The organism is Nostoc sp. ChiSLP03a, assembly GCF_034531215.2.
Classification (GTDB): domain Bacteria; phylum Cyanobacteriota; class Cyanobacteriia; order Cyanobacteriales; family Nostocaceae; genus Nostoc.
Genome location: NZ_JAVRBQ020000074.1, coordinates 22,009 through 39,958 on the forward strand (window position 1 = coordinate 22,009; position 17,950 = coordinate 39,958).

Below are 17,950 nucleotides of genomic sequence, written 5' to 3' on the forward strand. Positions count from 1 at the left end.
CCCTTTTCCCCAAGAGTACAAAAAGCACTTTTGCCAAGAGGTCTAATCTTCTTAGCTAAAGTTAGTCTACTCAGTACTGTTTATTGCCGCACTGGAATTGCGATCGCAAACTCTGTCCCTTTTCCTGGGAAGGAGTTGCAGTGTATTGAACCCCCGTGTTTTTCCACAACAATTCGACGGGCGATCGCTAATCCTAAACCCGTTCCTTTTCCCACAGATTTGGTTGTAAACAAATGGTCAAATATCTTTTGTTTGACTGTTTCATTCATGCCATTAGCATTATCAGCAATCGTTATTGTAACTCGATCGTCTTGCAATGAGGTTTTAATTGTAATCTTGTTAGGATTTTCTTTAATTTCTGCAAAACTTCGCCCAGTATTCGACTCATCTAAGGCATCAATAGCATTAGCGAGGATATTCATAAACACCTGGTTTAATTGTCCAGGAAAACATTCAACTTCAGGCAAATTTCCATAATCGGTTATTACTTCAATTGCTGGACGTTGCTCGTTGACTTTGAGACGATGTTTGAGAATTAAAATTGTACTTTCAATCCCTTCATGAATTTTAAATGCCACTTTGTAATCTTTATCAGCGCGGGAGAAAGTTCTTAAACTAGTACTGATATTTTTCAGGCGATCGCACGCCATCACCATTGAATCTATTACCTTTGGTAAATCTTCTAAACTATAATCTAAGTCAATTTCTTCTGCATGGTCAATAATTTCAGCACCCGGATTAGGTAAACTTTCTTGATAAAGTTTCAAGTGTTGCACAACATCAGCAATAGTAGGTTTAGCTTGTTTGAGGCTTGCAGCAATAAAGCCCAAAGGATTATTCATTTCATGGGCTACGCCAGCAACTAAATTACCCAGTGCAGACATTTTCTCATTTTGAACAATTTGTAATTGGGCTTGCTGTAAATCTGCTAAGGCTGTTCCGAGTGCTTGAGATTTTTCTGTCACCGCTGATTCAGCTTGTTTGCGATCGCTAATATTAATCGTTGTCCCAACTACGCGATAAACTTTGCCCGTCTCATCTTTTAAAGGGCTGAGTGTGGTTAAAAACCAAATTTTCTGGTCATTAAATGTTAGACATTCTTCATAGGTGATGGGTATTCCAGTTTGGAAACAATGCAGATATTTTTGCTCGATTGCTGCAACTTCATCAGGAGCCATTAATTCTTGCGGACTTTTACCCAGCACTTGGGAAGCAGGTATACCAATCACTAATTCGCAAGATTTACTCCATCCTGTGTACTCATACCTACCATTATCTCGGATATCAGTCACAAATATCAGACAGCCAACACCTTCGTAAATACTACTGAGGAACTTTTCTCGCTCTTGGAGATGATTATATAACTGGGCATTTTCCAAAGAAATTGCAGCTTGAGTGCAGAGGAAATTTACAATAGAAAGGCGATCGCTAGTAAATACGCCTTGAGTCAGTTGATTTTCTAGGTAAAGAATCCCTACTAAACGCCCTTGATTAAGAATCGGGGTACATAATACACTCTGGGGTTGTGTTCGCTGCATATATTCCCCAATCAACCCAATGGTATCTGTTTTGCAATTGTCTATAACAACTGTTTGTTGGGTATTTTTGACGTAATTGATAATTTTTGCAGGAATCTCTTGACAATTAGCGAGTGATTGTGGCTCCAGAATGGTTTGTATTTGGTCATGATTGATAAAGGTAATTGCCCTAACTTGCCAATTATCACCAGATACTTTCTTCAATAAGGGTTCTCCCTGCACGGTAGTGTCCTCATCTTGGGGAAGAATTAGTACAACTTTCTTCGCGCCAGAGTTTTCTAGGATAATGTGGGTCAAGCTGGCAATGAGTCGATCTAATTTCAGAGAACTGGAGATAGCTTGAGCGGCTTTGAGGACAGAGGTAAAATCTAATGTCTGGGAAATACCAGTACTGCCAGTGGTAGAAGTGCGAGTAGATGAGGAAGTGCCACGAAAGCTAATAGTTTCTAAGGTATTGAAGTTGATTCGTTGCTGTTGCAGAATTGATTGGAGTAGTTGGGGATAGCGTTTTTCTAAGTCTTCTATTTTGGCTTTTGCACCCCAACGAGCGTAGCAGTAGTATGCTTCTTGCATATATGCTTGGGCAACTCTTTCTTTACCCCAATCGAGATAAAATTTGGCTACTAATTCATTGCTAAGTGCTTCTTCTTGGATGTAGCCGTTGGCTGTAGCTAGAGTTATGGCGCGATCGTAATGTTCAAGCGCTTCTGTTTTATTGCCCAAAACTCGTTGTTTTTCAGCCTCAACTAAATGCCATTTATGCAGATGATTTGTGGGAGCATTTTGCGCACAACGGTACAGAGTGGTTTGATGGATTTCTACCTGGGCGAGAATTACGGAAAGCTCCATTTCTGGCTGGGTGGAAAATAGGGCTAGGTGCGTCAGGGCTGCAAAGAAATGGGAAATCGGAATAAAAATCAATCCTGATACGGCGAGTAAATACTCCTTACCTTCGTCAATGTAAGCGATCGCAGCTTTGTAATCACCAAAATAATAGGCAAGCAACAGTTTGTAGATATACAACTCAGCCATCACCGTGAGTTCATTAGCCTGACGATGTTTGGGAATCATCACCGTTTCATCGTAGATACTGCCGCTCAAACAATCGGGCTGAATTTGGGTTTCCCTAAAGTTCTGTGCCGCCTGCCGCATAATACTCACATAAGTCTGGGCAGAATGTTGCTTCGCCTGAGTTAAGGCGGCGTTGTAACTTGCTATATCTAATTCCAAATTGCTAAGTTCAGAGCCACTCCAAAAGACCGCATAGCTGTAACAACATACGTTATAACCAGCGTGTAAAAAATCGCCAGTTTCCATCCCAGAGGTAAAACCAGCTTTCAGCAACGGTATTGTTGCCGAGAGAGCTTCTTGGTGATGTTGAATAAAGCCACCAAACAACATGGAAATTATGGATTTGAATTCCCGCACATTGAACCGATCTAGCAAATTCAATGCCAATTGCCCAAAACCGTAGCCCCCTTCAACCTCTCCCAAAAATGCACACAGCACCATTCCGTGCAGCGCATACCCCACAGTGGAGGCGGGCGTATTCCCAAACTGAAGCGATAGGCTGACCATTGTGGAGCTAATCAGGGGCAATAAACCCGGCATTCCTTGGAAAACAGGTGCAAACAACATTCCTAACAGTTGCATGGCTGCCTGTGCTTGGAGATCGGTCATCACTGGTAAGTCAGCTAGTTCCTCAATTCGTTTGCCTGCGAGTTGACTAGCAAGCACTTGTAAAGCTTTACCAATCTCAGCATTGTTTGGCTCGATGGGTAGCTCAACCCCCAATTGCTTTAAGGCATCTCTGCCAACTGCGATCGCTTCTAATAGTCTACTTTGGGCTGTCTGGGCAGCAATTTGAATTTCGTAAATTTTAACTTTGTCTAAAATCGTCTGGGCTGATTGCAACACTATTGCTGCTATCTCTTCCATGCCATCAAAGTCAGCATTTAAGTAGGCGGCTTCGGCGGCGGCAACATAGAGACTCAAGGTCAATTCATATCGATCTTGCCAGCAATTCACTGTGAGTAGCTCAATCCCGGTCTGTAAATAGGCTTTGGCAGCAGCATAAGCAGTAGAATTTTTAGCTTTACCTCCTGCTGCTAAGTTAAGTCGAGCCAAAGCTTCTCGCTCGTTTGATTGGACAATCAACTCTTGCCCTAAATTCAAATGTCCAACAATATCAAACAGTTTTTCTTCTTGTTCTATTTGAGAGGAATTTTGTAAAAGTAATTGACCAATTTTGAGATGAGTTGCTTGTTTTTGGTTATCAGGAATTAGAGAATAGGCAGCTTGTTGTACTCTGTCATGCAAAAATCTATATTTGGCTAATTGTTTATTGGTATTCCCAGTTGACAGCGCCAAGCGATCGTGATTTTCTCCCTGATAAAATTTATAAACATCACTAATTGGTAGAATCAACCCTTCTTGTAAAGCTTTCCATAAACTAGCAGCTGTTTCAATTTCTGATGACTCCCAAACAATCGCCAAAGTTGCTAAATCAAATTGATTACCAATGCAAGCGGCTAGCTGCAATACATTTTGAGTTGATTGAGGCAGTCTTCGTAATTGAAATACCATGAATTTTACAACATCATCTGTCACCGCTTGCTGATTTATTTGGGTAATATCACATTGCCACCCGCCCGTAGCCCTGCCTTGGTAAGGGGGGGTGAATTCAATTAATCCATCTTGGTGTAATGCCTTGAGAAACTGGATGGCAAAAAACGGATTACCTTGAGTTTTCTGAAATACCAATTGAGAAACAGGTAACGCCGAATCTTTTGTACATTTCAGTGTATCAGCAACTAATTGATTTACTTGCGATTGACTCAGAGGCGCTAAAGTAATCGTATTAATTGTAGCTGCTGTTTTTTGGATATCATTCAAAGTCAAAATTAATGGATGTGCTGAATTGATTTCGTTATCACGATAAGCACCAATTAAGAAAAGATGTTTGGTATCAGCCATTAATAACTGTATTAACATCAACGATGCTGAATCTGCCCATTGCAAATCATCTAAAAACATCACTAATGGATGTTTTTCACTGGTAAAGACTTGGGTAAATTTCTGAAATAATAAATTAAACCGATTTTGGGCGGCAGTTCCTGATAATTCTGTAGCAGGTGGTTGTTGACCAATAATTCTTTCTAATTCGGGGATAACTTCAATAATTACCTGGCCATTATCACCTACAGCCGCTAAGATATTGGTTTTAAATTGCTGGATTTGAGCATCGCTTTCGGTTAATAATTGCCCCATTAAATCGCGGAAGGCTTGCACAAAAGCACTAAAGGGAATATTTCGTTGAAATTGGTCATATTTCCCTTTGATAAAATAACCGCGTTTTTTGACGATAGGTTTATGAACTTCGTTAACTACAACGGTTTTCCCAATACCCGAAAAACCAGCCACCAGCATCATTTCTGTCGCACCTGTACTAACGCGCTCAAATGCTTGCAGGAGAGTTTCTACTTCTGTTTCTCGTCCATAAAGTTTATCAGGAATAATAAAGCGATCGCACAGATCCCGTTGAGCAATTGGGAAATGCTTAATTTCACCAGTTTCTTGGAGTTGAGATAAACAAGTTTCTAAATCAAATTTCAATCCTAATGCACTTTGATAGCGGTCCTCAGCATTTTTTGCCATTAATTTCATGACAATATCTGACAACACTTGCGGAATCTCTTCACTTTTAACTTCCTGAAAAGATGGTGGAAGTTTTGCTAGATGACAATGTACCAACTCCATCGGATCGTTTGAATGGAACGGTAACTCACCCGTAAGTAGTTCATAAAAAGTGACACCTAAAGAATAGAAATCAGTCCGGTAGTCAATCCCTCGATTCATTCTTCCTGTTTGTTCGGGAGAAATATAACCAAGTGTCCCTTCCAAGACATTGGGATTCATCAGTGTTTGAGTTTCCCGTGGTAGTAAGGATGCAATACTAAAGTCAATTAATTTAACTTGTTTGGTGTCTGGATTAATTAAAACATTGGCGGGTTTGATATCTTTATGAATAATCCGATCGCGATACAATATATCTAAGGTGTTGCACAGTGCGATCGCTATTTCTAAAAACTCCATCAAAGATTCTAAGTTTCGCCCAATTTTCCACTCCCCACTCCTTAATCCCCAATCCTTGAGAGAAATCCCCCCAAAATCTTCCATTACCAACGCATAACCATTTTGATACGGTTCTAGGCTATAAGTTTGGACGATCAGAGGTGAGTTGAGATTTTTCGCTATGATGTACTGATTGCGAAACGACAAAAGTTCGCCAAAACTCGGATAAGGATTTTTCAGCAGTTTGATCGTTACGGGTAATGAGTCAGTCTCTCGATACCCTCGATAAACGATGGTTCTAGAACCATTGTAGAGTTCTTCGCTAACCTGATAGCCAGGAATATTGACTCTCGTACTAACCATACTGCTAAATCTTTAAGACTCCAGATATAGTGTTCCCAGATATCAAGCGAACCCGTCGCTCCACGACTTGAAATTTTGAGAATTTAGACTCAAAGAAAATCGGTGCTCATCCCATCCCTTTTCTACGAGACGCAGCGCGAACAAGGAGTGTCTGAGATTCATACCGGAATTTCAATTGTAAATTCTGTACCTTGACCCAGAACCGAGTTAAAACTTAATTTTCCACCGTGGGTTTCTTCAACGATTTGACGAGCGATCGCCAACCCTAAACCCGTCCCTTTACCAACAGCTTTCGTCGTAAATAAATGGTCAAATATTTTTTGTTTAACTGATTCGCTCATCCCTTTGCCATTATCAGTAATGGAAACTTTAATTAGATTCTTTTCGACTGAGGTTGTAATTGTAATGCAGTTAGGATTGGCTTTAATTTCTTCAAAGCTGAGTCCATGATTAGATTCATCTAATGCATCAATAGCATTAGCAAAAATATTCATAAATACCTGATTTAATTGGCCGGGGAAACATTCTACTTGAGGTAAATTACCGTAGTTTGCAACAACTTGAATCGCCGGACGTTGTTCATTGGCCTTGAGACGATGTTTGAGAATTAAAATTGTGCTATCAATGCCTTCGTGGATATTGAAAGGTACTTTGTAGTCTTGATCGGCACGAGAGAAAGTTCTCAAACTGGTGCTGATGTTCTTTAGCCTGTCACACGCCATAGACATAGAATCAATCATCTTGGGTAAGTCTTCTAAGCTATAATCCAAGTCGATTTCTTCGGCGTGGTCTTCGATTTCATCGCTTTTGTTGGGTAAACTTTCTTGATATAGTCTGAGATGTTCAACAATATCAGCGATAGTAGGTTTCGCTTGTTTGAGACTAGCAGCAATAAAACCAAGGGGATTATTCATTTCGTGAGCTACACCCGCAACTAAGTTTCCGAGTGCAGACATTTTCTCAGTTTGCACCATTTGTAATTGTGCTTGTTGCAGGTTTTGTAAAGCAGTTTCTAGCTCTTGTGCTTTTTGTTGAAGTTGGACTTCGGCAAGTTTGCGATCGCGTAGCGCAACTTGCTGTTCTGTAATATCATCTGCTAGGGAAGCAACTCCGATTAACTCGCCATCTGCATTTACAAGCGGATTGTTATACCAAGCACAAATAATAATTTTACCATCCTTTGTCATATTTTCATTGATACTGTAATTGCCGCCCTCCTGCGATATAATTTCGACGCTGACTTGCTCCATTTCTGCTTGAATTATTTCAGGAATGATGAATTTGAATCCACAACCCAAAGCCTCTTGTTTGCTGTAGCCAAAGATTCTTTCTGCGCCTGGGTTCCAGTCAGTAACGTGATAATTAATATCCCACTCGATGACTGCTAATGGAGTTTGCTGAACCAATAGCTGGAGTTTTTGCTGGGATGCTTGGAAGACAGACTGGGCGGCGTTTAATTCCTCAAGCGATCGCTCTAGCTGTTGGGAATACTCTAGCGATCGCTCATAAAGTCGGGCATTTTCCAAAGAAATTGCGGCTTGGGCGCAGAGTAAATTCAGCAGTTCGACGCGATCGCCACTAAATGCCCCCGTTGTTAAATTATTTTCGAGATATAAAATGCCTAGCAACTTGCCTTGACGCAAAATCGGGCTGCACAAGATACTTTTCGGCTGTTGACGTATGATGTATGGGTCGTTGGCTAAGGTGGGATCTGCTGTTGCATCCAGCAACACAACAGTCTGCTGGTTGTGCAAGACTTTGTAAATCAGTTTGTGAGGAATATCCTGGCTCTCTTCAATGGGAATACGCTGCAAGACAACAGGATTTGAACCTGTGGTAATCGATCCTTTGATTAACAGGCGATTGTCCAGCATCAGCATGAACACACATTTATCAGCCCCCGCATTTTCTATGACAATGGAAAGCAACGATAAGAGCAGTTTTTCTAGTTCGATTTCGCCTGAGATAGTTTGAGAAGCTTTGAGAATGGCTTTTAAATCTAGGCTATGTGAGACACTACTGCTAGAACTCGTAGAACTGGTGGAGGCGACACTCCCCAAGGCAAAGATGGTTTCGTAGGTGGACAAGGGAGAACGGGTTTGCTGTAATATGAGGGCAAGTAATTGGGGATAGCGTTTTTCTAAGTCGGCGACTTTGGCTTTTGCACCCCAACGGGCATAACCATAGTAAGCTTCAGTCAGATATTCCTGAGCTATGCGTTGTTTGCCCCACTCCAGGTAAAACTTTGCTGCTAGTTCGTTGGCTAAGGCTTCTTCGTTGATAAACTGATGTTCTTTAGCAAGACTTATGGCTTGGTCATAACATTCACTGGCTGCGGCTTTTTCACCCAAAACTCGATGACGTTCAGCCTCCACTAGATACCATTTATGCAAATGATTCATCGGGGCATTTTGCGCTGATTGATAGAGAGCAGTTTGATGGGTGACGGCAACAGCAAGGATTTGGGCTTGTTCTGATTCTGGATGGCTGGGGTAGAGTGCCAGATAAGTTAGCGCGGCATAAAAATGGAAAATCCGAATAAAAAACATTCCCGATACTGCCATCAAATAGGACTTGCCTTGAATGATGTAGTCCAGGGCGGCCTGATAATTGCCAAAATAGTAGGCAAGCAGCAGTTTGTAGGTGTAGACAATGGCGATCGAGGTGAGATCGTTATCCTGGTGGTGCTTTGGCAGCATCACCGTTTCATCGTAGATAGTGCCAGTTAAGCAATCGGGTTGGCTGACTGTTTCTCTCAAATGCTCTAGCGTTTGCAACACCATATCCGAATAAATATGCGCGGATTCTTGTTTCATCTGAGCCAGGACAGCATTGTAAGCAATCAATTCGGATGATAATGCGTCCACTTCTACACCTGCGAAAAGCCCATTACAGGCGTAAGCTGATACATTGTAGCCAGCGTAGAGAAAATCGCCTGTTTCTATGCCAGTGGTGTAGCCATTTTTGAACGTCGGTAGCACTGCTCTGAGCGCTTGCTGGTGATGTTGGATGAAAGCTCCAAACAAATCTAGAGTCACGGACTTCATGGACTGAGCATTTAACTTCTCCAGCAACAAGAGCGCTAATCTACCAAACTCGTAGCCTGTTTTGGCTTCGCCCAAAAAGGCACACAGCACCATGCCATGCAGTGCATATCCTACCGTCGAGGCGGGGGCATTGCCAAACTGGAGCGATAACTTCACCATCGTTGCGCCCAAGAGGGGGAGTAAACTTGGCATTCCTAGCAACATGGGTGCAAACAACACTCCTAATAGTTGCATCGCGGCGATCGCAGTGCGATCGCTCATCCTGGGTAAATTCACTAGGGCAGATGGATTTTTGCTGCCCTCAAGGCTTGCAAGGTCTTCTAGCACTTTGCCGATTTGGGCTTCATCTGGTGTACTGGGGAGATCCACCCCTAATTGACTCAGCGCATCTCTTCCCACTGCGATCGCTTCTAATACTTGGCTCTGGGCCATTTGGGCCGCGATTTGAATTTCGTAGATTTTCACTTTGTCGAAAATTGTCTGTGCTTGCTGCAATACGAATGCAGCAAGATGTTCCATGCCTTCCAAGTCACCATTCAAATAAGCTACTTCCGCACCCGTAACATACAGATTCAGAGTCAATTCATACTGATGTTGCCAGCAGTTTGTCTGAAGTAACTCAATCCCAGTTTGCAAATAAACTCTTGCTGCGGCGTAAGCTGTAGAATTTCTCGCCTTCACTCCAGCTTGCAAATTCAGTTTAGCTAATGCCTCGCGTTCCCTTGATTGACTAATTAACTCAATTCCTAAATTCAAATGCCCCACAATATCGAACAGTTTTTCTTCTTGTTCTAGCTCGGATAAATTTTCTAGCAGTAACTGTCCTATTTTGAAATGAGTTGCTGTTTTTTGGTCGTCGGGAATCAGAGAATAAGCCGCTTGTTGGACGCGATCGTGTATAAATTTGTATGTAACAGTTTCTTGATTTTCTTGAGTAATTGCAAGACTATCTTGCCCAACATAAAATTTATAAACATCACCAATTGGTACAATCAATCCTGATTGTAATGCTTTCCACAAAGCATCTGCCGTCTCAATTTGGGATTGTTGAGAAATAATTGCCAAAGTTGCTAAATTAAATGAGTTACCAATACAAGCAGCTAACGGCAATACATCTTGAGTTGATGGCGGTAGTTTTCGCAATTGAAAACTCATAAATTTTACCACATCATCTGTAACCGCTTGCGTTGTTACTTGGGCAAGATCGCATTGCCAACAGCTTAATTTAACATCAAATTTAATTAGTCCATCTTGATGTAACGCTTTGAAAAACTGCGTTGCAAAAAATGGATTTCCCTGAGTCTTTTGATAGAGCAATATAGAAAGATTCAATGCCAAATATTCTGGACATTTGAGTGTATCAGCAACTAATTTATTTACTTGCACTTGACTTAGTGGTACTAAAATAATTGTATTAATTATTGCTTGATTTTTCTGAATTTCACTCAAAGTTAGCATTAATGGATGTGCTGGCTGGACTTCGTTATCGCGGTACGCACCAATGATGAAAAGATGACTTGTATCAGCCATTAATAACTGCATTAATTTCAGTGATGCTGAATCTGCCCATTGCAAATCATCTAAAAACATTACTAAGGGATGCTCTGCACTGGTAAAGACTTTAGTAAAATTTTGAAAGAGTAAATTAAAGCGATTTTGTGCCGCTATTCCTGATAATTCCAGTGCGGGTGGTTGTTCGCCAATAATTCTTGATAATTCGGGAATAACTTCAATAATTACTTGCCCATTTTCGCCAACAGCTTCTAAAATATTATTCTTCCATTGTTCTAGTTGGACATCACTTTCGGTTAATAATTGCTCCATTAAATCCCGGAATGCTTGCACAAAGGCACTGAAGGGAATATTGCGTTGAAATTGGTCAAATTTACCTTTAATAAAATAGCCGCGTTGTCTGACAATCGGTTTATGCACTTCGTTGATAACCGCTGTTTTCCCAATTCCTGAAAACCCTGCAACGAGCATCATTTCTGTTGCGCCATTACTGACTCTATCAAATGCTTGGAGGAGAGTTAATACTTCGGCTTCTCTGCCATAGAGTTTATCGGGGATAATGAAGCGATCGCACACATCACGCTGTGCAATTTCAAAACCTTCAATATTACCATAAACTTGTAGCTGAGACAAACATTTTTCTAAATCAAACTTCAGTCCCAAGGCACTTTGATATCGATCTTCGGCATTTTTTGCCATCAATTTCATCACAATATCGCAAATAACTTGGGGAATATCTTCTCTATTTTTTAAAATTTGTGGAAGTTTAGCAATATGACAATGCACCAATTCCATTGGCTCGTTTGATGCAAAAGGTAAATTTCCTGTAATTAACTCGTAAAATGTCACACCCAAAGAATAAAAATCAGTTCGGTAATCAATCCCCCGATTCATTCTGCCTGTTTGTTCTGGAGAAATATAAGCGAGTGTTCCTTCTAAGATATTGGGATTGACTAGCGTTTGGGTTTCCCTTGGTAATAAAGATGCAATACTAAAGTCGATTAATTTAACTTGTTTAGTTTCGGGATTAATGACAATATTGCTAGGTTTTATGTCTTTGTGAATAATCCGTTCGTGGTATAGTATATCTAAGGTATTGCATAGTGCGATCGCAATTTCTAAAAATTCCTGTAGAGATTTTCCCCTTTCCTTGATTCCCCATTCCTTGAGGGAAATCCCCCCAAAGTCTTCCATCACTAGCGCATAGCCATTTTGATAGGGTTCTAGGCTATAAGTTTGGACTATTAGCGGTGAGTTGAGATTTTTAGCTATGGTGTACTGATTCCGAAACGACAAGAGTTCGCCAAAACTCGGATGAGGATTTTTCAGCAGTTTAATAACTATAGGTAATGAGTCAGTCTCTCGATACCCTCGATAAACAATGGTTCTAGAACCATTGTAGAGTTCTTCGCTAACCTTGTATCCAGGAATATTGACAAGAGTGCTAACCATACTGCTAAATCTTCAAGACTTCCGAATTTAGTATTCCCAGATGTCTGAAGTTGTTTACTAAACGAGCCAAAAATTACACTGGAAATTCAATCACAAATTCTGTACCTTCACCAAGAACAGAGTTGCAACTCAATTTACCGCCGTGGGTTGATTCAACGATTTGTCGAGCGATCGCCAACCCCAAACCCGTACCTTTACCAACAGCTTTTGTAGTAAATAAATGCTCAAAAATCTTTTGTTTAACTGATTCGCTTATTCCTTTGCCATTATCAGCAATGGTAATTTTTACAACCCTATCTGCCAGTGAAGTATTAATTGTAATGCAATTAGGATTTGTTTGAATTTCCTGAAAACTGCATCCAATATTCGACTCATCTATTGCATCAATAGCATTAGCGAGAATATTCATAAACACCTGATTTAATTGGCCAGGAAAACATTCAATTTGCGGTAAATTACCGTAGTTAGTTATCACTTCAATAGCTGGACGTTGTTGGTTAGCTTTGAGGCGATGTTTGAGAATAAGAAGGGTGCTATCAATACCTTCATGAATATTAAATAGCACTTTATAATCTTGATCGGCACGAGAAAAAGTGCAGAGTGAAGTGCTGATTTGTTTCAGCCTGTTGCACGCCATTGTCATAGATACAATTACCTTAGATGCGTCTTCTAAGCTATATTCCAAATCGATTTGCTCGGCATGGTCAATAATTTCTTCACTGCTATTTGGGAAAGTTTTTTGATAGAGTCTCAGGTGTTCGGTAAGCTCGGTAATGACGGGTTGAGTTTGTTGCAGGCTAGCAGCAATAAAGCCCAAAGGATTATTCATTTCGTGAGCAACACCAGCAACTAAATTACCCAAAGCAGACATTTTCTCACTTTGGATCGTTTGTAATTGGGCGTTTTGCAAATCGGTTAGCGCCTGTTGTAATAAGAGCGATTTTTCCTCTAAAGCAAGTTCTGCTTTTCGGCGTTCGCTAATATCCAACAAGAATCCATCCCAAACTATAGTTCCATCGGCTTTTTGTTCTATTCGGGCTTGGGAGTGAATCCATTTAATCACCCCAGATAGTGTAATAATTCGCCCTGACCAGTCAAAATCAGTTAAGGTCTGCATTGAGTCAATAACAGACTGCTGGTAACTTGCGACATCATCTGGATGCATTCTCTCGAAGAGCAGCTGCACATTAGCGATCGCTTGTTCGGCTGTAATTTCGTATAGTTCATAACATTCTCTACTCATATAGGTGAGAGACATTGCACCATCAGCAAATATCTGATACTGATAAACAACGCCAGGAACATTATCTACAAGTTTCTCAAAGCGAGAGTTACTCGCACTCAATTCGGCAAGCGATCGCTCTAACTGTTGGGCATATTCTAAGGAACGTTCGTAGAGTCGAGCATTTTCTAGGGAAATGGCAGCTTGAGCGCAGATTAAATTCAGCAGTTCGACGCGATCGCTGGTGAACGCTCCCATTGCTAAATTATTTTCTAGATATAAAATGCCCTTCAACTGACCTTGATGCAAAATTGGACTGCACAAGATACTCTTGGGTTGCTGACGAACTATATACGGATCGTTAGCTAAGGTGGGATCTGCTGTCGCATCTACCAGGACAACAGTCTGCCTGTTGTGCAAGACTTTGTAAATCAGCTTCAGGGGAATATCTTGGCTCTCTTCAATGGGAATGCGCTGCAATACAATTGGTTGTGCCCCCTCAACAATTAACCCTTTGACCAACAAGCGATCGTCTCGCAACAGCATCAACACGCATTTATCGGCCCCTGCATCTTCGATGACGATTTTAAGCAACGATGAAAGCAGTTTTTCAAGTTCGATTTGCTCTGAGAGAGTTTGGGAAGCTTTGAGAATAGCGGCTAAATCTAGGGAATCAGAACTGCTGCTAGAAGTGGCCGAACTGGTGTATGTAACGCTCCCCAAAGCGAAAATGGTTTCGTTAATTGAAAGGGGAGAACGGGTTTGCTGTAATATTGCAGCAAGTAGTTGAGGATAGCGTTTTTCTAAATCAGCGACCTTGGCTTTGGCTCCCCAACGAACATAGCCATAGTAGGCTGGAATCATATACTCCTGAGCAATCCGCTCCTTATCCCATTCTAGGTAAAACTTTGCTGCTAGTTCGTTGGCGAGTGCTTCAATTTGGCTAAAGTGATTTTCTTTGGCTGCGGTAATGGCGCGATCGTAACAGGCGATCGCATCTGCGTAGTTACCAGAAACTCTTGCCATTTCAGCCCCAAGCAACAGCGATTGATGCAAAAAGTTCTCTGGACAAGTCTCGGCCCAGGTTTCTAGAAGCTGGCGGTGCTGCTGCATCACATTCCAGTACTGCTGTTGATTCTCTGGTGTTGCTTTTGGATAAAGTGCAGCTAAACTAAGTGGGTAATAGAAGTGGAATAAAACGATCGGAAACAGACCAAGATTAGAAGCCAGGGTTTTTTCAGCAATCGCAGCAACTTCCAGGGCATCGGCATAGCGACCGTACAAGTACAATAGCTGGAGTTTCAAGAAACAATACCAATTGATCCCAGCTTCAAAATTATTCTTCTGCCAAGCATCAAGACAGACAATCTGGCGATCGCGGCGATCGACTAGCAGATCGGGTTCTGCTAATAAACCTTGCAGGTGCAACAGAAATTGTTGCTGGAGGTTAAATGTCAGCGTCATGTTCGCGTTATTTACTTGTTGCACATAGCTCAAGTATTTCTCGGTTTCGGCATACACCTCTGATAAGCAATCGCCCTTCAACAGCATCGTCCAAATCAGACATATTACTGCCCAAATGCCAAACCCAATATCACCTGTTTCATAACTAATCTGAACAGATTGTTGGTAAACTGCGATGTTTTCAACTAGTGGTCTGTTGTAGGGATTGATTGTATGACCAAAAACGTTATTGGTTTTAGGAATGAACTTGGCACTATTGAATTGGCGATCGAGCTTTCGCCCCAAGGTAGCGAACTCATAAGCACTGCGATAGTCTCCCTGAATCGTCAGCATCATCCCATACAAACAGTAAGCGCAACCCGAACTTTCGGCATTGCCATAGGTGAATGAAGTCTGAACCATTAACAGGATACTGAGAATTGTTAGCGCTTGATTGCCACCGACATAAGCAGCTCCCCATAAATCGGGGAGGATTGACATACATACCTTCTTTGCCGGATCGGTCATCGCAGGCAGATCGAATAAATCTGCAGGTTGCACAGTTTCCAGTTTGACGCGGATCTCTTTGAGTATGCTTTCAATCAGCGCTTGCTGACTTGCATCAGTTGTCGGAATGCTCATGCCCATAACACTCAAGCCACTCAGTGCAGCCTCATAAGCGGCGAGTAGATTCTCTCCCTGATTGGATCTTAGGGCTAATTGCAGCCCATAAATGTCTGCTAGCTCGAATTTATTCTCGACGTACTGTAATGCCTGATGGAAGAGTCGTTCTGCTTCCTCAAAGCGTCCTGTGATGTATTCGCACTCTGCACATTCCCGATAAAGCTGAAACGTGAGGTCGTAGGCAGTCTGCCAACTATCTTCTGGAAGGATTTCCATGCCGATCGCACAGTATTTAATGGCTGCTTTATAAGCTGTGGAAACTTTTGCTTTTTTGCCAGCAATCAGATTCAACTGCGCTAACTCATATCGCTCCTCGATCCGATCGATCAGAGCAATTCCATTGTTCAACTGATTAACAATATCAAAAACATTCAGTTCTATAACTTCAGGTGCGGTATTTTGCAACAGCAATTGCCCAATTTTGAGATGAGTCGCTTGCTTTCGATCGTCAGGAATCAGAGAATAAGCAGCTTGCTGGACGCGATCGTGCAGGAACCGATAGGTCGGATTAACTGTCTCTCCTTGGGACTTTTGGGCATCGTGAAAAAACTTGTAAATCTGACTCGTGGGTAAAATCAAGCCTAACTGCAAAGCTTTCCACAATGCTGTGGCTGCATCGGTTGGCGATCGTTCTGAAACAATCGCCAATGTTTCCAGATCGAACTGTGCCCCCACACAAGCAGCCAGCTTCAATATCTCTTGAGTGGTTTGTGGCAACTTTTGTAATTGCTGCGCCATGAATTCAACCACATCATCAGTAAGCGAGAGCAATTTCACCGACACCATATCGCACTGCCAGTGTCCAACTTGCAGGTTATATGTAATGTAGTTTTCCTGATGCAAAGCTCTGAGAAATTGGGTAGCAAAGAAAGGATTGCCTTTGGTTTTTTGATAAACTAACTCTGCTAGGGGTTGTGCTAGAACTGTGGAACAACTAAGGGTGTCGGCAACCAAACAATCGATCTGAGATTGACTTAACGGGGCGAGGGTAAGGGTACTGATAGTTGCCTCAGCTTTCTTCATCTCCTCCAGTATCAGCATTAGCGGATGGCTGGGAAAGACTTCGTTATCTCGGTATGCCCCGATTGTTAGCAGGGAATCCACCTCGCTTTGACTCATCAACACTTGCATTAAGCTTAATGAGGCTGAATCTGCCCACTGCAAGTCATCGAAGAATATCACTAACGGATGTTCTAGTGTAGCGAACGCGGCAATAAATTTCACAAATACCAAGTTGAAGCGGTTCTGGGCGGCACTACCATTGAGTTCTGGGGCTGATGGTTGTTTGCCGATAATCTGCTCTAGTTCGGGAATGACTTCAATTAGAACTTGCCCATTTTCACCTAAAGCACAGAGGATTTTCTCTTTCCACTGCGCCAGTCGCTCATCAGTTTCGCTTAACAATTGTTCCATTAAATCTCGGAATGCCTGTACAAAAGCACTCAACGGGATATTGCGGTTAAACTGGTCAAATTTGCCTTTGATAAAGTAGCCGCGTTGTCTGACAATCGGCTTATGCACTTCGTTGACAATAGCAGTTTTGCCAATCCCCGAAAACCCAGCAACCAGCATCATTTCTGTTGCGCCAAGGCTGACTCGCTCAAATGCTTGCAGGAGAGTTTGAACCTCCATGTCTCTGCCATAAAGTTTATCGGGGATGATGAAGCGATCGCACACATCCCTACTCGCTATTTCAAAGCTCTCAATCTTACCCGAAACTTGTAACTGAGTTAAACAATTTTCTAAATCAAACTTTAATCCCAACGCACTCTGATATCGATTTTCGGCGTTTTTCGCCATTAATTTATTGACAATCTCCGAGAGTACAAATGGGATTTGTCGGTTAATGTCATATACTAGCAGTGGAAGTTTTGCAATATGACAATGCACTAACTCCATCAGATCGTTTGATGCAAAAGGTAATTCTCCCGTAAGTAATTCGTAGAAAGTTACGCCGAGTGAATATAAGTCTGTGCGATAGTCAATCCCCCGATTCATTCTGCCTGTTTGTTCCGGGGAAATATAAGCAAGTGTCCCTTCTAATACATTAGGATTGATTACTGTCTGCGTTTCTTGTGGTAGCAAAGATGCAATACTAAAGTCAATTAATTTAACTTGTTTGGTTGCGGGATTAATTAATATATTGCTGGGTTTAATGTCTTTGTGGATGATGCGCTCGTGGTAGAGTAAATCTAAGGTATTGCAGAGGGCGATCGCAATAACTAAAAATTCTTGTAGAGATTGTCGGCTTTGGCTGAGTTGCCATTCTTTGAGAGAATTTCCCCCAAAATCTTCCATTACCAGCGCATAGCCATTCTGATAGGCTTGGAGGCAGTAGCTTTGGACGATTAGCGGTGAGTTGAGATTTTTCGCAATGGCGTACTGATTGCGAAACGACAAAAGTTCGCCAAAACTGGGATAGGGATTTTTCAGCAGTTTGATCGTTACTGGTAAGGAATCAGCTTCCCGATACCCTCGATAAACTAGGGTTCTCGAACCATTGTAGAGTTCTTCAGTTATCTGATATCCGGGAATCCTAACAAGAGTGCTGACCATACTGCTGAAGGAATGACGATTTACAGATATAGTGTTCCCAGATATATTGAGTGTTTGAT

General features: G+C 41.8%; 3 protein-coding genes. All 3 read right to left on the reverse strand.

Going from position 1 to position 17,950, the window contains the following annotated elements:
* Positions 1-80: 80 nt before the first annotated feature.
* Positions 81-5,975, reverse strand: coding sequence for an AAA family ATPase (locus RMY32_RS12555; RefSeq protein WP_322713463.1), 5,895 nt, complete (start codon positions 5,973-5,975; stop codon positions 81-83).
* A 158-nt stretch (positions 5,976-6,133) separates the two neighbouring features.
* A complete protein-coding gene (locus tag RMY32_RS12560) occupies positions 6,134-11,986 on the reverse strand; it encodes an AAA family ATPase (protein ID WP_322713464.1) in 5,853 nt (1,950 codons plus the stop codon).
* Positions 11,987-12,059: 73 nt separating this feature from the next.
* Positions 12,060-17,891, reverse strand: a complete 5,832-nt coding sequence (locus tag RMY32_RS12565) for an AAA family ATPase (protein WP_322713465.1) — start codon at positions 17,889-17,891, stop codon at positions 12,060-12,062.
* Positions 17,892-17,950: the final 59 nt, after the last annotated feature.

Bases quoted from the DNA above. Each gene is read 5' to 3' on its own strand.
- RMY32_RS12555 (WP_322713463.1), bottom strand. From the start codon at position 5,975: ATGGTTAGTACGAGAGTCAATATTCCTGGCTATCAGGTTAGCGAAGAA.
- RMY32_RS12560 (WP_322713464.1), bottom strand. From the start codon at position 11,986: ATGGTTAGCACTCTTGTCAATATTCCTGGATACAAGGTTAGCGAAGAA.
- RMY32_RS12565 (WP_322713465.1), bottom strand. From the start codon at position 17,891: ATGGTCAGCACTCTTGTTAGGATTCCCGGATATCAGATAACTGAAGAA.